Source organism: Seinonella peptonophila (assembly GCF_900129355.1).
GTDB classification, from domain to species: Bacteria; Bacillota; Bacilli; order Thermoactinomycetales; family Thermoactinomycetaceae; genus Seinonella; species Seinonella peptonophila.
Genome location: NZ_FQVL01000001.1, coordinates 302,245 through 321,463, shown reverse-complemented (window position 1 = coordinate 321,463; position 19,219 = coordinate 302,245). Strand labels below are relative to the sequence as shown.

Annotated in this window: 18 protein-coding genes; all 18 read left to right on the top strand. The window is 39.5% G+C overall.

Annotation, left to right across the window (positions count from 1 at the left end):
* Window positions 1–2 precede the first annotated feature (2 nt).
* Window positions 3–1,307, top strand: a complete 1,305-nt coding sequence (locus tag BUB71_RS01510; RefSeq protein WP_073150848.1) for an ABC transporter substrate-binding protein — start codon at window positions 3–5, stop codon at window positions 1,305–1,307.
* A gap of 82 nt (window positions 1,308–1,389) precedes the next feature.
* Window positions 1,390–2,664, top strand: a complete 1,275-nt coding sequence (locus tag BUB71_RS01505) for an ABC transporter substrate-binding protein (RefSeq protein ID WP_073150843.1) — start codon at window positions 1,390–1,392, stop codon at window positions 2,662–2,664.
* Between the two features lie 44 nt (window positions 2,665–2,708).
* Window positions 2,709–3,593: a carbohydrate ABC transporter permease gene (locus BUB71_RS01500; protein ID WP_073150839.1), complete on the top strand. Its 885-nt coding sequence runs from the start codon at window positions 2,709–2,711 to the stop codon at window positions 3,591–3,593.
* A gap of 18 nt (window positions 3,594–3,611) precedes the next feature.
* Entirely contained in the window at window positions 3,612–4,421 is an 810-nt protein-coding gene (locus BUB71_RS01495; RefSeq protein ID WP_217653525.1) for a carbohydrate ABC transporter permease, read from the top strand.
* Between the two features lie 27 nt (window positions 4,422–4,448).
* Window positions 4,449–5,540, top strand: coding sequence for a glycoside hydrolase family 172 protein (locus BUB71_RS01490; protein WP_073150835.1), 1,092 nt, complete (start codon window positions 4,449–4,451; stop codon window positions 5,538–5,540).
* Between the two features lie 18 nt (window positions 5,541–5,558).
* The gene (locus tag BUB71_RS01485; protein WP_073150831.1) at window positions 5,559–6,173 is read left to right on the top strand and encodes a KpsF/GutQ family sugar-phosphate isomerase; all 615 of its coding nucleotides are present in this window, start codon (window positions 5,559–5,561) and stop codon (window positions 6,171–6,173) included.
* On the top strand, window positions 6,170–7,084 hold the full coding sequence (gene rbsK / locus BUB71_RS01480; protein WP_084730908.1) for a ribokinase: 915 nt from the start codon (window positions 6,170–6,172) through the stop codon (window positions 7,082–7,084). Before BUB71_RS01485 ends, rbsK begins: the two co-directional genes overlap by 4 nt.
* An 18-nt stretch (window positions 7,085–7,102) precedes the next feature.
* Window positions 7,103–8,212 carry an ABC transporter ATP-binding protein gene (locus BUB71_RS01475; protein WP_073150824.1) on the top strand — a complete coding sequence of 370 codons (1,110 nt, stop codon included), beginning with the start codon at window positions 7,103–7,105 and terminating at the stop codon, window positions 8,210–8,212.
* Between the two features lie 344 nt (window positions 8,213–8,556).
* Window positions 8,557–9,582, top strand: coding sequence for a LacI family DNA-binding transcriptional regulator (locus tag BUB71_RS01470; RefSeq protein ID WP_073150820.1), 1,026 nt, complete (start codon window positions 8,557–8,559; stop codon window positions 9,580–9,582).
* Between the two features lie 49 nt (window positions 9,583–9,631).
* The gene (locus tag BUB71_RS01465) at window positions 9,632–10,399 is read left to right on the top strand and encodes an enoyl-CoA hydratase/isomerase family protein (RefSeq protein ID WP_073150815.1); all 768 of its coding nucleotides are present in this window, start codon (window positions 9,632–9,634) and stop codon (window positions 10,397–10,399) included.
* A 29-nt stretch (window positions 10,400–10,428) separates the two neighbouring features.
* Window positions 10,429–11,424: an ABC transporter permease gene (locus BUB71_RS01460; protein ID WP_217653524.1), complete on the top strand. Its 996-nt coding sequence runs from the start codon at window positions 10,429–10,431 to the stop codon at window positions 11,422–11,424.
* A gap of 13 nt (window positions 11,425–11,437) precedes the next feature.
* Window positions 11,438–12,463 carry a sugar ABC transporter substrate-binding protein gene (locus tag BUB71_RS01455; RefSeq protein ID WP_073150812.1) on the top strand — a complete coding sequence of 342 codons (1,026 nt, stop codon included), beginning with the start codon at window positions 11,438–11,440 and terminating at the stop codon, window positions 12,461–12,463.
* Window positions 12,464–12,477: 14 nt separating this feature from the next.
* Window positions 12,478–13,989, top strand: coding sequence for a sugar ABC transporter ATP-binding protein (locus tag BUB71_RS01450; RefSeq protein WP_073150809.1), 1,512 nt, complete (start codon window positions 12,478–12,480; stop codon window positions 13,987–13,989).
* 20 nt (window positions 13,990–14,009) lie between these two features.
* On the top strand, window positions 14,010–14,981 hold the full coding sequence (locus BUB71_RS01445) for an MBL fold metallo-hydrolase (protein ID WP_073150805.1): 972 nt from the start codon (window positions 14,010–14,012) through the stop codon (window positions 14,979–14,981).
* Window positions 14,982–14,997: 16 nt separating this feature from the next.
* Window positions 14,998–15,759 carry an SDR family NAD(P)-dependent oxidoreductase gene (locus tag BUB71_RS01440; protein ID WP_073150801.1) on the top strand — a complete coding sequence of 254 codons (762 nt, stop codon included), beginning with the start codon at window positions 14,998–15,000 and terminating at the stop codon, window positions 15,757–15,759.
* Between the two features lie 19 nt (window positions 15,760–15,778).
* Entirely contained in the window at window positions 15,779–16,780 is a 1,002-nt protein-coding gene (locus tag BUB71_RS01435; protein ID WP_073150797.1) for an aldose 1-epimerase, read from the top strand.
* Window positions 16,773–17,993, top strand: coding sequence for a CaiB/BaiF CoA transferase family protein (locus BUB71_RS01430; protein ID WP_217653523.1), 1,221 nt, complete (start codon window positions 16,773–16,775; stop codon window positions 17,991–17,993). The genes BUB71_RS01435 and BUB71_RS01430 overlap by 8 nt, the downstream gene beginning before the upstream one ends.
* Before the next feature lie 58 nt (window positions 17,994–18,051).
* Window positions 18,052–19,194 (top strand): extracellular solute-binding protein, encoded by a 1,143-nt coding sequence (locus tag BUB71_RS01425; protein ID WP_073150789.1) that lies wholly within the window; start codon window positions 18,052–18,054, stop codon window positions 19,192–19,194.
* Window positions 19,195–19,219 lie beyond the last annotated feature (25 nt).

Here is a 19,219-nt window from a genome sequence, read left to right as displayed (position 1 = left end):
TTGTGAGGCGCATCAGATGGTTAATTTTCATATTACTTCATGTTGTTTTGTTCACAACTACATCTTGTACGTTTTTAGATAATATTCCTAATGAGACAGGTATCCTTGCTCAAGAGTTAAGTCAGAAAAATATGCGGACAAAGTCGAATCAACAAAAGAAAATATTACGTCTATGGACTTTTCATACGGGTAACGAATTTGATTATTTTCAATCACTTGGTCAAGAATACCAAAAGAAGAACCCGAATATCGAGGTGAAGGTAGAATATATTCCATCAAATGAGTATTTTGCAGGTAATAAGTTATTAACGGCTATTGCATCAGGTGAAGGTCCTGATCTGTTTTTTGTTTCTTCAAGTACCATTCAAAAATATGTTCAGGCAAAAATCCTAAGACCATTTACGAATGAATTCACGCCAGCCCTTCGCTCTGACTTTACTCCTGAATCATTGAAAGATGTAACATTTAATCAGCAAATTTATGGTATTCCATTTGAAATTGAGCTATTAGCACTCTATTACAATAAACAGATGTTTTCAGAACATGGTCTACATCCTCCACGAACTTGGCAAGAGCTTATACAATCTGCAAGCGTACTAAAGACGGAAACAGTATCCGGATTGACGATTGAAATGGATGGAACCATTTATCAGAATTTCTCCTGGATTCCTTTTTTCTGGCAGAATCGGGTGAATGAATTTACAAGTGACTCGTTCAAGAAACCAGAAGTAGCTGCCACATATTCTTTTTTTAAGCAATTAAGTGATCTAGGATTATTAAATCGTCATCCTTCACGATCTGCAACAGATATTGGTATTTTGGCCAATGGTGAGACGGCAATGCAAGTTACAGGAACCTGGAATATCAATTCGATCGAGGAAAACTATAAGGAAATACCTATGGGTGTGGTTCCTTTACCCGTACCGCTTGGAGGGGAAGAGGTTACCATTGCTGGTGGTTGGAAATTGGTTGTCAATCAACTTGGAGAAGAATCAAAACTTGCGAGCCAGTTTGCTATGTGGGCATTTGCAGATGATCCGAAGCGGCCTTTGGAGTGGTGTACCAAAGCGAAGTTTGCATATTCGCCAAGGAAGTCTGTTATGAAGGCAGGTCAGAGCATGTTTAACAAAGGTTTTCGAAAGGAATTTACAGAAAAAATTTTAGCCACTGCACGACCAGAACCCCGTCTTCCTGAAAATATAAACCGTATACTTGCTGAATCATTACAAAATGTATTGATAAAGAACATGGATGGCCCAACCGCATCGATGTTGGCAAGTAAAAAACTAAAGCAAATCCAAAAATAGTCCACCTTTCTAAAGTATTTCAGATTTTCTCGTCCCATCAACCTCCCTATAATGAAGTCATACGAGATAAGGAGGTGCCAAGATGAAATGGACGAGATTTTTTGTTATGTCTGGTCTAGCAATACTTCTGATTATTCAGACCGCATGTTCGTCAGGAAGTGATGATACGGTCTCTATCAATGGGAAAGAAAGAATCAAGCTCACTTTCTGGGATATGCATGCGCAAAAAGAGCAGGAATTTTTTAAGAAGTTAGTGGATCAATATAACAAATCACAGGAAAAGGTTTTTATTGAATATTCTACTTTCAATCAAGTGGATTATACGACTGCCAAGTTGCCAACAGCTTTTGCGAATGGTGAGGGCCCCGATATTTTTATGGTTAGTCCCGGTGACTTTATGAAATTTGCAAAAGCCGGTACGATGGCAGACTTAACTCCTTACTTTCCAAAAGGCACAAAGGAGGATTTTGTACCCACATCTTTGGAAGCGGTTACGTTAGATAATAAAATCTATGCTTTACCTTATGAGTTAGAGCTACTAGGCCTTTTTTATAATAAAGAAATGCTCAAAAAAGCCAATATACAGGTACCAAAAACTTGGGATGAATTGCGTTCTGCTGCTAAGAAGTTAAAAAATGATAAAGTTTCAGGGTTAATTCTTCCATATGAAAAGGGTCCCTATCTTAACTTTGTCTGGTACCCTTTCCTATGGCAACTTGGTGGAAATGTATTGAGTAATGGTGGAAACAAATCCACTTTTGATTCTCCACAAGTTGCTCAAGCATTAGATTTTTGGGGCAGTTTTTTTAAAGAAGGACTGGCACCAAAAACATTACAGATTCCTCCAACGGATATTGACCACCTAGGAAACAAATCAGCAGCCATGCAAGTGGTTGGAACTTGGGCAATCACAGCTGCAGAAACGAAATTTCCTAATGTACCAATCGATGTTGCACCATTACCGATTCCTGCTAAAGGAAAAGCGGCAACTGACGCTGGTGGTTGGAAAATGGCGGTCAATGCCAAAGGGAAAAATACAGCAGAAGCGGCTAAATTCATTATGTGGGCATTTGCATCTGATCAAAGTAGACCATTGGAATGGTGTACGAAAACAAAGTTTGCTTACTCCCCCCGAAAATCAGTTGTTGAAAAAGGAAAGGATATCTATACGAAGGGGATGCGCAAAGTTTTCACAGAGCAAATATATAACAGTGCGATTCCTGAACCTCGATATGCACCTGGTGTAACTGAGCCGATCGGCGATGCGTTACAAAAAGTGATGTTTGAAAATATTACTGGTAGTAATGCAGCCCTAGAGGGACATAAGAAAATCAATGAAACACTGAGTAAAGAGTAGTAGTTCGAGGAGAGCATTCTCCTCGAACTAAAGGGAGGGATCATGTGGTTTCCAATTTATTTAGTCAACAAAAAAGAGATGAAAGAATCACTGCTTATGGTTTTCTACTGCCGAATATGATTGGGTTAGCAGTATTTGTCTTTCTTCCTATTCTCTACTCTTTTTATGTAAGTTTACATGATTGGAATCTACTAAGCTCAAAAGTATTTGTTGGTTTTGATAACTATATTAAGTTAGCCCAGGATAAACAATGGTGGCAATCACTCTTAAAAACATTGCAGTTTTCATTACTTTATGTTCCAAGTCTGTTTATCTGTTCGCTCTTTCTTGCAGTAATCCTTCATTCGATTACAGGTCGTATCAAAAATGTAATCCAAACATTGTATTTACTGCCATTTGCTATCTCTTCCATTATTGCTGCTGTAATTTGGATGTTTTTCTATGATCCTCGAAATGGTTTTTTGAATCAAATGTTGTCTGCTATTGGTATGGAACAACAGCAATTTTTGGGCTCTACATCACAGGCAATGTTGTGTGTGGTAGTGGTGATGTTGTGGATGAATGTTGGTTATAACATGATTATTTTTTTAGGAGCGATTAAGGATATTCCAGCAGACTATTATGAAGCATCACGAATAGAAGGAGCAAATCGATGGCAGACCTTTATTCACATTACTTTCCCACTGCTTCGAGAAACAAGTACCTTTATTTTTATTGTCAATATCATTGGCTCTTTTCAAGTATTTGACATTATACAGGTGATGACCAAAGGTGGACCATCCAGTGCGACAGAGGTGAGTGTTCTCTATATCTTTGAAGAAGCCTTTAAGCAGTTAAATATGGGATATGCATCTGCATTGGCTTTTGTGTTATTTCTAATCATCTTTATTTTTTCGACCATTTTTCTCCGTAAATTTTCGAGCAATTAGAAGGAGGGAGGAGGAATCTTGCAGAGTTACAACAACCGATGGATCACTATTTTTGCTCTAGTTTTGGGGATCATCATGGTCATCCCGATTTATATGATGGTACTGGGTTCATTGCGTTCTGCGGAACATGTTTTTGATATTACCTTGTTACCAACCCAATTTCAATTATCTAACTATCAGGAAGTAGTTGCTAGTGGCTTTCTTCGCTCCGTTGGTAATTCCTTGTTTATCTCGGCTGCCGTTACCGTGATTGCTATGCTCTTTCATGCAATGTCAGGGTATGCACTTGCCCGGTTAAACTTTCCTGGAAGAAAGTATATCTTTGCTTGGATGTTAAGTACATTGATGATTCCGTTGGCTGTTATTATGATTCCACTATTTATGATTACTAAAAATCTTGGTATGGCCAACTCTTATGTAGGTTTGATCGTTCCTTCTATTTTTAATGCTTATGGAGTATTCCTTTTCCGCCAGTTCTATTTGAACTTTCCAAAAGAGTTGGAAGAGGCAGCTTATATGGAAGGTAGTTCCATTGCAGGTACCTTTTTTCGCATTGTACTTCCACTATCGAAATCTGTGATCATCCCGCTAACTGTTGGTTTCTTTTTAGCTAACTGGAACGCATATCTCTGGCCCCTGATCATCAATCAAAAAGAACAGTTATGGGTGGTTCAAGTTGCCCTTGCCAATGCGATCGGAGGCGGATATACCATTCCCTGGAACTTTGTGCTAGCAGCTTCTGTTATCGCTGCTTTACCAACTATGTTACTATTTTTCCTTTTGCAACGACAGATTGTTGATGGAATTAAAATGTCTGGTATCAAGTAATAGATTCACAAAGGAGTGGATGAGAGGATGTTAGGCACATCGTTACGTGATTTGTATCGAGAACGATCTGGTAAACGAAAAAGGATATCCAGCTATGACCGGACAGGAGGAAATCGTGATTTTGTTCGAGTGTTTCCAGGTGATCGAGTCGATTTATGTGATATCCATGCAACTGGATGTATTACACATATATGGATGACAATGGCTCCGTTGGACGATAGCTTGGAAGAATATTTGCATCGGAAGATTGTTTTACGTATGTATTGGGATGGTGAAGAGAACCCAAGTGTGCAAGCTCCTATTGGGGATTTTTTTGGAATGGGTCATGGGATTACACGTAATTTTGTGTCACTTCCGCTGGCCATGAGTCCAGAAGATGGAAGAGCATTAAATTCATTTTTTTCGATGCCATTTGGACAAGAGGCTAGGATTGAAATTGAGTCGAACGCAGCGAAGCCCATCAAGTTTTATTTTTACATTGATTATGAACAATATGGATCTGAGATAGATAGTTCTTTACGGTTCCATGCTCTTTGGAAACGGGAGATGACAAAGGGAATAAAAGAACATCCATCGAATGCCTTTTATCAATTTGGTGGAAAGAACCAGAGAGGCGACCAGAACTATGTTCTACTCGATGCAGTAGGAAAAGGGCATTATGTTGGTTGCAACATTAATATTCATAACTTACGCATGACACGGGAATGGAATTGGTATGGAGAAGGAGATGACATGATTTTTATTGATGGAGAGAAATGGCCTCCCTCTCTTCACGGAACAGGAATGGAGGACTATTTCAATACCGCTTGGTGTCCCCAACAAGAGTATCAGTCTCCTTATCACGGAATCTTATTAGGCGGAGGACCGAATTGGTCTGGAAAGATTTCAACCTATCGTTATCATATTGAAGATCCAATCATGTTTGAACGTTCAATAAAGGTAACAATTGAGCACGGTCACAATAACCATCGAAGCGATGACTATTCAAGTACTGCCTATTGGTATCAAGATGAGCCCCATCAAATACATGATGAAATACTGACTGTAAAACATCGGTTACCACTCCCAGATATTTTATCATTTGAGGAAGAGGAAATGGCAGAACATTTTAATTACTAAATAAGCGAGGGAGCCATCATGTCCATACGCAATCATTTAAAAAGCGTAATTGAAGATGAATACAAGGCAATTGAAAAATTAACAGAACAAGTGAATGTGGATTATGAACGATCCGTCATGATGTTAAAAAATTGTCAAGGAAAAGTAATCGTAACGGGTGTTGGAAAATCAGGCCATGTAGGTAAAAAAATTGCCGCCTCGTTGTCGAGTACTGGCACCTCCGCCTTTTTTGTCCATGCAACAGAGGGTCTTCATGGTGATTTAGGAATGGTGCAAGAACAGGATGTCGTTTTATTGCTTTCAAACAGCGGTGAGTCAGAGGAAGTATTGCAGTTGCTTCCTTCATTGAAGCAGATCGGTTGCCAAAAAATTGCTTTGACGTCAAAGCGAGAATCTTCTCTGGCTCAGGTTTGTGAAGCTGTACTTGTATATCAGTATGATCATGAGGCAGATCCTCTCAATTTAGCGCCTACCATCAGTTCAACAATAATGTTGGTTATTGGTGATGCATTATCGATTGCTCTTTCGATCGAGAAAAAGTTTACCAAGGAAAAGTTTCATCTCTACCATCCAGGAGGAAGTTTGGGTAACTATTTAGCTACACAGCAGGAGAAAAAGGAACAACAATCATGAGTATTCTAGTGATTGGTAGTTTTATGATGGATTTTGTTGCTCGAACATCTCGTGTACCTAAACGTGGTGAGACAGTCATTGGTAATCATTTTGCTCGTTACCCAGGTGGGAAAGGTGCTAATCAAGCTGTCGCTGCAGCGCGGTTGGGTGGAGATGTGACAATGGTTGGCACAGTCGGTAATGATTCTTTTGGAAACGAAATGATTGCAATTTTAGAACAGGAAGGTATTTGTACCAAATATATATCAAAAAGCAAAACTGCTGCTACTGGAGCAGGTTTGATTACGATAGATGAGAACGGAGACAATCAAATTATTGTTGTTCCAGGTGCCAATTTAGAATTCTCTCCTAAGAATATAAAGACTTTAGAGGAGTTAATTCGAGCAGCAGATCTTTTGATACTCCAGTTAGAGATCAATATATCCACTGTTGAGACATGTGTCGAATACGCGAAAAGTGCCCAAGTTCCTATATTGTTAAATCCAGCACCTGCTCAATCTCTATCTATCGATTTGTTAAAAAAGATAACTCTGCTTACTCCAAATGAAACAGAAGCTGAATTATTGACAGGTATATCAACTGAGGATATTACCGGGGCGGAAATGGCAGTTGCTCGATTATTGGATCAAGGAGTTTCACAGGTTGTAATGACACTCGGAGAAAAAGGAGTGATCATTGGTAACAGATCGGAAATTCGCCATCTGTCCGGTTATGGTGTTCAATCAGTGGATACTGTCGCAGCAGGAGATGCATTTAATGGTGCTTTGGCAGTAGCTTTAATACATGGTAAATCATTGGAAGCAGCTGTTCAATTTGCTCAAGCAGCTGGAGCATTAGCGACGACTAAATCCGGTGCGATTCCATCATTACCTACATTAGAAGCAGTGTCGAGTTTTTTAGATCTACAATGAGAGAAAGGGGATCTTCTTGTGTCCAACGTTACATTGAATCATGTTTATAAAAAATATGACCAAATCAATGCGGTTAAGGACTTTCATTTGGAGATTCACGATCAAGAATTTTTGGTATTGGTGGGTCCTTCTGGATGTGGTAAATCGACTACTTTACGAATGATAGCAGGATTAGAAGAAATTTCTTCAGGAGATCTATATATTGACCAAGTACGTGTGAATGATGTTTCACCAAAAGCGCGAGATATAGCCATGGTATTTCAAAGTTATGCTCTTTATCCACATATGACAGTCTATGAAAATATGTCATTTGGATTGCGACTACGAAAATATCCGAAGACTGAGATAGACCAAAAAGTTCGTGCAGCAGCCAGTGTGCTTGACCTGGAGCCATTTCTTGACCGGAAGCCCAATGCCTTATCAGGAGGACAAAAACAACGAGTGGCTTTAGGAAGAGCGATTGTTCGTAAACCCAAAGTATTTTTAATGGATGAGCCTTTATCGAATTTGGATGCTAAATTACGCGTTCAGATGAGGACAGAAATAAGTCGATTGCATAAGCAGTTAGGTGCGACAGTTATCTATGTAACACATGATCAGACGGAAGCGTTAACAATGGGAGATCGAATAGTGGTTATGAAGGATGGAGTTGTTCAGCAAGTGGGTACGCCTGTTGAGATTTACCACAATCCGACTAACCGTTTTGTCGCTAGTTTTATTGGTTCCCCAGCCATTAATTTTATCGCTGGTCAACTAGTGACGCAGGGAAAGCAACTTTATTTTAACGCGGGGTATATTAGCTTTCCTATTCCTACTGGCAAAGCGAAGCAGTTATTAGAGCAAAGTCTGAACGGAAAAGAAATTACTTTAGGTATCCGACCTGAGGCAATTTATGATGATTTAGCTGTTATTGAAGCTACACCGAAGCAAACGTTTTTAGCAGAGGTTGAAATGGTTGAGCATATGGGAGCTGAATATTATCTTTATGTTCGAGTTAACGATCAATCGTCGCTTACTGCACGTGTCAATGCACGACATCATTATCAGATAGGAGATAATGTAAAATTAGCAATTGATATGAATAAGGCTCATTTTTTTGATCGAAAGAGTGATATTTGTCTTGTTTAATATGATTTGAATACGAAACGACTTGAGTAAACAATAGCTCAAGTCGTTTTTATATAAAATTATGATCTGCTTTAAATATCGATGTAACACCACCAATCCTGGATCAGGAAGTTGTAGGTAATTAATTAAAAACGTTTTTTAGAAATCGCTTTCAATAAAATGGTTTGGTTTGGATGTTCAAGTAGATAAAAGATATCTTTGTATATCTATTTTTGCTTATAGTATAGGTTTTATCTGGTTCATATAGATCAATTTGAATCTATATTGGTTGACTCTTTTTTTGTTCAGATGTATACTATATCCATAAAAAACGTTTCTGAAAAAGTTGATGTGGGAGGATACATGTGGTCACAATTAAAGATGTTGCGAAGCTAGCAGGTGTGGCTATCTCGACAGCTTCAAATGCATTAAATAATAAATATGGGGTGAACCCCAAAACTAGAAAAAAAGTTTTGGAAGCAGCAAGTCAATTAAATTTTGTACCAAATCCAATTGCCAAAGGATTGGTTACAAGTAGTACGCGAAATATAAGTATGATTCTTTCTGGACCCTCTTCTTTTAATGTTTTTACGAACCCTGTGTTTGTTGAAGTAGTCCGAACCATAACAGCAACTTTAAATGAGAAGGGCTACCATGCGTTATTAAATATTGTTAGTAGCAATGAAGAGTTTGACATGATTCCTAAGATCGTGCAGAGTCGTGCTTCAGATGCATTAATTCTGATTGGCTCAAGGCAAGAAGACGAAGAGCTTTCCAAGCTATTGAAAAGAATGAACACACCTTCATTGGTTGTGATAAGAGGGATTACAAGTGCGGATGTTTTTGCGGTTTCTGTAGATAACCGACAGTGTGGTTATCTTGCTACAAAATATTTAATCGAGATGGGCCATTACAATATTGGGTTTATTGGTTCACTTCCTAAAGTAAGTATGGCTGAAGATCGGTTGAATGGTTATTTTCAGGCTTTGAAGGAAGCTGGTATTGACAGAGATAATTCACTGGTGATCCATGGTGATTATTATCAAGAATCGGGATTTACGGGGGTGAAACAATTACTCAGTCGTGCATCACATCGACCCACTGCCATTTTTACAGCAAATGATTTAATGGCATTAGGTGCAATGGAAGCTTTACAATATGAAGGACTTCGTGTTCCAGAGGATATTTCCTTGATTGGATGTGATAATATCCCCAACCTACACTTATTACGTATTCCTTTAACAACGATCGCTAATCCAGTTGCAGAAATCGGTAAGCTGGCCGCGTTGAAGATCATTGGTGAACTTGAAGGAGGTGATGAGTTACCAGACAAGATTGTTTTACAGCCTGAACTGAGAGTGAGAGGGTCTGTCAGATCCATTCGTCGTTAAGTCACTTTAAATAATTATTTTCAGAAACGTTTCGTATAGGAGGATGTACATGGCTTCGGTAGATTTGCTAAGGGATGGGCATGTAGCAACAATTCAACTCAATCGACCAGAAAAGTTAAATGCATTAACAAAGGAGATGACCAAGCAGCTCTTTGAGATCGTTTATGAAGTAAATCAAGATGATGAGTTACGTGTAGTCATCCTTACCGGAGTCGGTGAAAAGTCGTTTTCGGTTGGTAGTGATGTAACCCTCTTGGATGAATATGGTACGAATTGGCATTTCCGAAATCGGTTGGAATATTGTGATCTGCTTCGAGGGATGAAAAAGCCACTAATCGCTATGATTGGGGGATATGCTGTCGGTGGTGGATTTGAATTGGCATTGTGTGCGGATCTTCGTTTTGCCGCTGAATCTGCAAAATTTGGAGCTACAGAAATTAAATTGGGTTGGATCGGTGGTGGAGGTGTAACCCAGTTGCTCACCCATTTAATTGGTTATGGTAAAGCGATGAAAATGATCCTCTCAGGAGAGATTATTTCAGCACAAGAAGCGAACGAAATGGGGATTTTAGAGGCATTGGTACCTGATGATCAACTTCGTAACTATACGTATGAATTTGCTCATAAAATTGCTTCGTACTCCCCGGTTGCTTTACAAACCGCTAAGCACGGTTGCAAGATTGCGCTAAGTACCCCTCTCGATGTAGGGATCATGTATGAACGCGATATGCAAACAATTAGTTTTTATACAGAAGACAAAGAAGAAGGTATTCAGGCCTTTAAAGAAAAACGTGCACCTAAATTCCAAGGTCGCTAGTCTATTGGATAATGAAAGGGGGAATGGGTGTGGGATCATTTAAACCATCGAGTTCGACCATGGAAGTAGATTTAACACAATCAAATCATTTTTTTTCAAGATTAATGAAACAGAAAGAGATGCCGGTTTTGATCGCTCTGTTGGTGTTATGTGTGGTCCTTTCTTTTTCAAGTGAATTTTTTCTAACCTCAAAAAATATTTTTAATGTGTTAAGACAGTTTTCTGTAATTGCGATCCTAGCAGTAGGACAAGCCCTGATTATTATTACGGGAGGTATTGATCTTTCAGTTGGTTCCCTCGTTGGATTGATGGGCATATGTACCGCTCTTCTTGCAGGAATGGGTTTGCCTGCTTGGGTTATCTTTATTGGAGTTCTTTTAGCAGGATGTATTGCAGGTTCTATTAACGGTCTCCTAGTGACAAAAGTAAGAATCAATCCGTTTATCGTAACGTTAGGTATGTTAAGTATTGCCAAGGGTGTTTCGTTACTTATTACTGGCGGATTGCCAATCTCGATTGAAAATGCCATTACCTTTTTAGGAAGCGGTTACATTAGCGCAGTACCTGTTTCGGTAATTATTATGTTCCTTGTTGTATTGGCTGGGCATATTTTTGCAACAAGGACACTTTATGGTCGTAATATTTATGCTGTTGGTAATAACGAACGAGCTGCAAAATTGTCAGGGATTCGCGTAGATCAGGTGAAGATCATGGTCTTTGTTATTATGGGTGCTTTGTGTGCTTTATCAGGAATTATTTTGTCTGGGAATTTAAGTACTGCAGAGCCAGCAGCTGGAACGGGCTATGAATTGGATGTGATCGCTGCGGTCGTAATTGGTGGGGCTAGTTTAGCAGGCGGGCAAGGCTCTATTATTGGTGTGATTTTAGGTGCAGCCATTATGGGAGTGCTTCGAAATGGGTTTGTTCTTCTGGAAATATCTGCTTATTGGCAAGTTGTAACAATTGGGCTTGTGATTATTGCAGCAGTTGCGCTTGACAGTATCAAAAATAGAAAGCAAACCTAGAGAGGTGAAATATGTGAAAAGGGTTCGATTATTGTTAGGTTTTATGCTAACGATTGCATTGATTGTTGCGGGATGTGCACAAAGTAATGATGGAAGTGTCACGAATAAAGCAGTTCCAAATGTAAAAGTTCCTAAAGGTGGACATGTGGAAGCTGTCAAAAAATTACCAGAACAACCATTGAGAATCGCCTTTCTTTCCTTTCAAAATAATCCTTTTTGGTTTCCTGTTCGAGATGGAGCACTGGCAGCCAAGAAATATCTAAAAAACTTTAATACAGAAGTAGATTATATTGTAATGGGAGATGATTTGACTTCAGATAAAGTGGTTTCAGCGATGGAAACAGCAATTACAAAACAATATGATGCAATTGCAGTTGTACCGATTTTTGATGGTACAGAAGGAGTTATTAATAAAGCTGTCAGTTCTAATATTCCTGTTGTTACATTGGTTGCCGAAGGCTCAAAGCCGAGCAAGCGTATGGCTTTCATTGGTCAAGATGCCAAAAATGCTGGGAAACTTGCCGGGCAAGAGATAGAGAAAATAACGTCAGGAAAAGGGAAAGTAGGCGTTATTACGGGTGTTTTTGGAGCGACTCAGCATGAGCAGCGAATGAATGGAGCGCTTGATTATCTAAAAGCTAATGTTCCAGGTGTACAGGTAGTCGGTAAGTATGAAAACAAGGATCAAGCAGAGACAGCTTACACACTAACAAAAAATATGTTAACCGCTCACCCTGATCTAAAGGCAGTTTATGTGACCGCGGGTGGACCATTCGGAGCAGCGAAAGCGATAAAAGATATGGGGCTGACAGGGAAAGTGAAAGTTGTTTGTTTTGACCATATCCCTGAAAATGTGAAGTATGTCCGTAGCGGTGAGATTGCAGCAGCTATTGCGCAAGATCCATTTGGTCAAGGCTTTGATTCGCTTGTACGACTCTATAATCATGTGGTTACGAAACAAAAACCAGAGAAAACATTTTTCCCAGTAAAACTGGATGTGTTAACACCTGAAAATGTAGATCAGCTATTTCCGAAATAGACTGGGGTGGTTACGTGAACAATCCGTTATTAAAGATAGATAACATTTCAAAAGGCTTTCCGGGTGTTCAAGCACTGCAGAAGATATCCTTTGATGTGAATAAGGGAGAAATACATGCAATTTTAGGTGAAAATGGCGCAGGTAAGTCAACATTGATGAACATTTTATCGGGTGTCTATCCACCCGATAAAGGAAGTCTGGTTTTTAACGGGTCCGAGGTAAAGTTAAAAGAACCACGACATGCACAAGAACTTGGTATCACTATGATTCACCAGGAGTTATCACTGGCAACGAATATGAGTGTAATGGAAAATATTTTTGTTGGTCGTTTGGTAAAAAACAGATTTGGCTTTATCCAATTTACGAAATTAGAGCAAATGGCGAAAGAGGCTCTCGAAAGCGTTGGGATCTCGCATATCTCTCCAAAACAGTTAGTTGGCGATCTCAATATGTCCCATATGCAATTGGTTGAGATTGCGAAAGCACTTTCGTTGAAAGCTCAATTGATTATTATGGATGAGCCGACCGCTTCCTTAACCCATACAGAAACGAAGTTATTGCTAGAAATTATACGGAAGCTAAAAAAACAAGGTGTTTCTATCTTATATATCTCGCACAGAATGGAAGAGATTTTTGCGGTTTCTGATCGAATCACTGTTTTGCGTGATGGAAAGTATATTGGGACGCTAGCTACAAACCATACATCGGTTCAAGAGGTAGTCTCTTTGATGGTTGGTAGAAAATTGAGCCAAACATTCCAACGACAACCACGAAAAGTGGTTCAACAAGAGTTGCCATTAATGCAAGTTAAAAATCTCACAACGAATAAAGTGAAAAATGTTGATTTTTCTCTATATGTTGGTGAAATGATCGCAATTACAGGATTAGTAGGTGCGGGACGTACAGAAGTTGTTGAAGCTCTGTTTGGAGTATCTCCTGCTACAGGTACGATTGAGCTAAATGGACAGGAAGTAAATATCACTGAACCAAAAAAGGCGATTAAAGCGGGGTTCGGTTTAGTACCTGAGGGACGAAAAATCCAAGGGATTTACCAAGATTTGTCAGTTAAAGAGAATATGACAATCGCGCATTTGCCGCAATTGACGAGTAAAATGTTTATTAAGCAACGAACAGAAGAAAAACAGACACAAAAGTTCATTCAGAAATTAAATATTAAGACGGTAGATATGGAGCGCCCGATAAAATTTTTAAGTGGGGGAAATCAACAAAAAGCGATTCTTGCTCGTTGGCTACTTAATCAACCGAAGGTACTGTTTTTGGATGAACCAACCCATGGGGTTGATGTGGGTGCCAAAATGGAAATCTATCAAATTATTGATGATTTAGCAAAATCAGGTGTAGGGATTATCTTGATTTCATCTGAACTCCCTGAAGTACTCTTATTAGCAGATCGAATCTTGGTTATGCATGAGGGTGAGATAAAGGGAGAACTTACACGGAAGGAAGCAACCCAAGAGAAAATTATGGCGTTAGCAACGAATCAGGTTAGTAACATAGGTACTTGATCAAGGAGGAATGCTTCTAGATGAACAAACAATACCGTACAATCGAAGTGAAACCTGGTCTTTATCAAATTGGAAGCGTCCTCGGACCTCGTTATGTTTATCAATATTTACTTTGGGACGAGCATGGAGCTATATTAATTGATGCAGGAATGCCAAATACACCAACAGAGGCGATCTTACCTTTTTTTAAAGAAATTGAATTTCAGCCAGATGATTTGTTAGCCATTTTGATTTCACATGGGGATGTTGATCATTTTAGTGGGGTGTCAAGTCTGCGTAATGTTTGTTCACGGGCGTTAATCATGGCACATGAATGGGATGTTCCTTGGATTGAATCAGTCGAACGTATCCAACGAGAGCGTTATTTTGCATATGAATCGTTGGGGATCAATCACGATGAAGATACAAAACAATGGTTTATTGATCATCTCCAGTCAACAGATGTTCATGTACATCTAAAAGGCGGGGAGAAGTTGAAGATTGGCAAAGATCGTGTTTTAGAAGTGATTCATGTTCCTGGACATTCACCCGGTCATTTAGCGATTTATGATGCAAAAAATCGCGCAATGATCGTGATTGATGCGGTACTTCATAAAGGCTTATACGATATGAACGGGAGAATTATCAGTCCACCTCCTTATTATTCGATCCAACCCTATATCGATTCGATTGACACTATTCTACAACGAGATTTTGATGTTTTATTAACAGGGCATTTTAATATTTTACACAATATGGAAGCCTACCAGTTTCTCCATGAAAGCCGAAATTTTGTTAATCAAGTTTCCTCTGTTGTGGAAACTGTAGTTCGTCGTTCGAAACAACCTTTGTCACTAAAGGAAGTATTAGATCAAACAGATCAACAAGTCGGTCCTTATACCTCCATGGCGGTTGAGTTGATAGGACCTGTATATGCACATTTGCTTGAGCTCGAGAAGAAGAGAATTATAAATCGAACAATGAAACATACACTTCCTCATTGGTTTGCATAGAAAAAGGGGGATTTCGATGTCACTCACAATTAATTTAAGCGGAAAAACGGCATTGGTTACTGGAGGAGGGACCGGATTAGGTCAACACACTGCAATTCGATTGGCTGAGGCAGGTGCACAGGTCATTCTTGCTTCCAATGATGTTCCTTCAATTGAAGAAACGGCTGAAGTGATTCGGCAAAGCGGTGGAGAGGTTCTGGCGATTGAAACGGATGTATCACAACCGGACAGTGTCTCACAAATGGCTAATCAAATACAGAAAGAACTAGATGGAATCGATATTTTGGTAAATAATGCAGCGATTTACCCATCGAAGCCAGTTGAGGAGGTAACAGTAGAAGAGTGGGATCAAGTTTTTGCCGTGAATTCTCGTGGATATTTCTTGTGTGCCAAAGCAGCCATTCCGCATATGAGAGAAAAGAATTGGGGGAGGATCATAAATATATCATCCATCACATATTTTGTTCCTTTTTCCAACCTGATTCATTATGTGTCAACGAAGGGAGCCGCCATTGGATTTACTCGGGCCTTGGCAAATGAATTGGGTGCAGCTGGGATTACTGTTAATAGCATTGCTCCTGGCGCATTTCCTACGAAGGCAGAAGAGATACATGAGGATCGTGACGCATATAACCAAAAAATTTTAGATTCGCAATGCTTAAAACGACGAGGAACCCCTGATGATATTGCAAATACAGTCTTGTTTTTTGCAAGCGATTTAAGCTCTTTTATCACAGGGCAATCATTGTTAGTTGATGGAGGTTGGGCTGTCAGTTAATGAAGCAGGAGGTGAGCCAATGAGCAAGTATACAATTGAAAAACGTCAGCGAGGGGGAGAACAAACCTATATTTTATCTGATGAAGTATATGAAGGTGAAGCAGAGGTTGTACCTGGAATCGGTTTTAATTTAGTAAGATTCGTAACGTCTGGAATTTCAATGATCCTGGAACCTCCTGCGCTTGAAATGCTAAGAGAAGAAAAGGATGCTCATTTTAAATTTGGAACACCGATTCTCTTTCCTCCCAATCGGATCAAAAAAGGTTCATTTTCATATCATGGGCGACAATATCAACTGCCATTAAATGAAACGACAAACCATCTACATGGAGAAATATGTTACCGTCCATGGAAAGTGATCGATTTTGGTCATTCAGATGAAACGGGTGCATTTGTGACAGCTCAATTTGACTATCGTGATCACCCTAGTATTTTGGCCTATTTTCCGCATCCACTGGTATTCACACTAAGCTACCGTTTGTATCAAGGATGTCTGTATTTATCCGGGAAGATTATAAATGAAGGAGAACAGGAGGCTCCATTTGCTTTTGGGCTTCATCCCTACTTTGATCTATCGATGATGAACCAAGATGATACAAAGATCATCATACCTGTTGCAGAAGAATGGCCTGTCACACAAGAAGCTTTTGTCACAGGTTTACCAAAATCAACTCAGTTAGGTGGACGTTTAAATAATGGAGTTCCACTTGTGGAATTTCCAGCTGGATCTTGTTGGTTGTTCCGATTGAAAGGTGATCCGTATCCGTGTATTATACATGATTCGCGCTTACAAGCTTCTCTACATTATCAGGTTGATACATCTTTTCCATATCTTATTTTATTTCGACCAGATTGGTCTTCAGCAGTATCCTTCGAACCGTATACGTATGTAACGGACGCCTTTAATTTACCTTGGCACGATGAGTTAACAGGAGTTCGTGGGCTAACTACTGGACAAGAGTTTACCTTTCAGACACAAATGTGGTTGGAGAAGTCATCAGGGGGGAGAACGAGTGATTAAGGGTCCATTAGACGGAATTAAAATTTTAGATTTTTCATTAGCTATGGCGGGTCCATTTGCAGCACAAAAATTAGGAGATATGGGTGCTGATGTGATTAAGATTGAGCCGACAGGGAAAGGCGAGTGGCATCGATCTGCTCCTGCTGCCAACGCTTGGGTAAATCGGCTAAACTCTTCATTTATCTCGTTTAATCGAAATAAGCAAAGTTTATCGATTGATTTAAAAAGTGACAAGGGACAACAGATAGTTCACCAATTGATTAAAGAGGCAGACGTTGTGTTGCAAAACTTTCGACCTGGAGTCGCTAAGCGACTGGGGATTGATTATGAGCAGATAAAAGATATAAATGATAGACTTATCTATTGTAGCATTTCGGGTTATGGTGAAACAGGTCCCTATGTCAAACGACCTGGTCAGGATTTGGTTCTTCAGGGATATAGCGGGGCCTTATGGAATACAGGAAAAAAGGGAGATCCACCCCATCCCATCGCGATGTTTGTCTGTGATGCCACAGCAGCTCATCACGCTTTTGAAGGGATATTAGCAGCGTTGTTTTATCGAGAGCGAACAGGTAAGGGGCAGAAGGTAGAAGTGAATATGCTGAATGCAATAATGGATATGCAAGTGCAGGAGTTAACAGTCTATCTGACTGCAGGAATCAAACCAGAGAGAACGGAAGAACCATTGGCTCACACTTTATTAACTGCTCCATACGGAATTTATAAAACGAAGGATGACTATCTCACACTGGCGATTGGTCCAATCCATGTGTTAGGAGAAGCTCTTGATAATGATCGTTTACGTTCATTTACTGAATGGAACGATGGAATGGTTCATCGAGATGAAATCTATCGTATTGTTGCTAGTATTCTTCCGACAAAGACAACGAAAGAATGGATTGAGATTCTTGATCAATATAATTTTTGGTGTGGACCCGTTTATGATTATGAAGATTTAATTCATGATCCGCAAGTAAAACATAACGAAATGATTGTTGAAATGGATCATACAACAGAAGGAAAACTAAAGTTACTTGGAATCCCGATTCTTTTTTCGAATTCACCAGGCACGATTCGTCTTCAGCCACCATTAGTAGGAGAGCATACGGTAGAGATTTTACAATCGATTGGCTATTCCCAGGATGAGATTGCACAGATGAAGGAGTCTGGTGTTGTCTACGATGAAACAGAGAACTTTCCAGAGAAAAAATAAATCACTGAATATGTAGAGATATATTGTTAGTTGATGATTGTCCAGAGGGAGAGCTGAAATGATTAAATTACGAGGTATTGCCTGGGATCATGTTCGAGGATTTGCTCCTTTAGTAGCAACATCGAAGGAATTTCAACAAAGAAACTCTGAACTATCTATTATATGGGATAAACATTCGTTAAAAGACTTTGAAGATTTTCCTGTTGAGATTTTAGCTGAGACATACGATTTGATTCTACTTGACCACCCCAGTATCGGAGAAAATGTTAAAAAAGGAGTGATTGTTCCATTAGATGAGTGGATTTCCTCATCTGTTTTAGAAGAGCAAGCACAAAATAGTGTGGGACCAAGTTATCAAAGTTATCACTGGGAGGGGCATCAATGGGCGTTTGCCATTGATGCGGCAGCTCAGGTTTCAGCGTACCGATCCGATTTATTAAATCGAATGGATCTTTCTGTTCCAACAACTTGGGATGAAGTATTAAACTTAGTGTCGAAATTACCGAAAACCATTAAAATGGCTATTCCATTGAATTCAACACACGCATTTTGTAGTTTTCTAACCATTTACTCCAATTTTAATAACAGTAATTCCGTCGATAGCATTGAAACGCAATTAGCCATGGAAGTTTTGGATCTATTGCAATTTCTCTCCAATCAAACGCATGCAGAGCTTCGTTATTCCAATCCGATTCAAGTCTTGGATCGGATGTCGTCTACAAATGACATCGCATATGTACCAATTATTTTTGGTTATTGTAATTATTCACAAGCAAATTTCCGAACCTTTCCCATTCATTTTGCGGATATTCCGTCAAAACAACAAACACCGATTGGAGGTGTACTAGGTGGTGTGGGCTTAGCAATTTCTGCTCACTCTAAGCATATAGAAGCAGCTTGTCAGTATGCTGAGTTTGTTTCAAATGTACAATCGCAACAGGGAACATATTTTACGAGTGGAGGTCAACCAGGCCATCTTCAGGCTTGGAGTAATACACGCATTAATGAGTTGTCGAATCACTTTTTTGCGAGAACCATTCACACGATGGAAGGAGCTTCGATGCGCCCTAGAGCCGCAGGATCAATTCATCTACAAGAACAAGCCGGTCAATCGATCCATCGTTTTTTAAGCGGGCAGCAAACTTGTCTTGATACAGCTCAATCCATTTGCCAGTTATTCGATGCCATTTTAACAAAGTAATGCGAAACGTTTCGTAAAATGAAAG

What these genes read in the sequence shown, in the direction of transcription:
- BUB71_RS01505 (WP_073150843.1), top strand. Translation starts at nt 1,390, where the DNA reads ATGAAATGGACGAGATTTTTTGTTATGTCTGGTCTAGCAATACTTCTG.
- BUB71_RS01435 (WP_073150797.1), top strand. Translation starts at nt 15,779, where the DNA reads ATGAGCAAGTATACAATTGAAAAACGTCAGCGAGGGGGAGAACAAACC.
- BUB71_RS01440 (WP_073150801.1), top strand. Translation starts at nt 14,998, where the DNA reads ATGTCACTCACAATTAATTTAAGCGGAAAAACGGCATTGGTTACTGGA.
- BUB71_RS01445 (WP_073150805.1), top strand. Translation starts at nt 14,010, where the DNA reads ATGAACAAACAATACCGTACAATCGAAGTGAAACCTGGTCTTTATCAA.
- rbsK (WP_084730908.1), top strand. Translation starts at nt 6,170, where the DNA reads ATGAGTATTCTAGTGATTGGTAGTTTTATGATGGATTTTGTTGCTCGA.
- BUB71_RS01425 (WP_073150789.1), top strand. Translation starts at nt 18,052, where the DNA reads ATGATTAAATTACGAGGTATTGCCTGGGATCATGTTCGAGGATTTGCT.
- BUB71_RS01465 (WP_073150815.1), top strand. Translation starts at nt 9,632, where the DNA reads ATGGCTTCGGTAGATTTGCTAAGGGATGGGCATGTAGCAACAATTCAA.
- BUB71_RS01485 (WP_073150831.1), top strand. Translation starts at nt 5,559, where the DNA reads ATGTCCATACGCAATCATTTAAAAAGCGTAATTGAAGATGAATACAAG.
- BUB71_RS01490 (WP_073150835.1), top strand. Translation starts at nt 4,449, where the DNA reads ATGTTAGGCACATCGTTACGTGATTTGTATCGAGAACGATCTGGTAAA.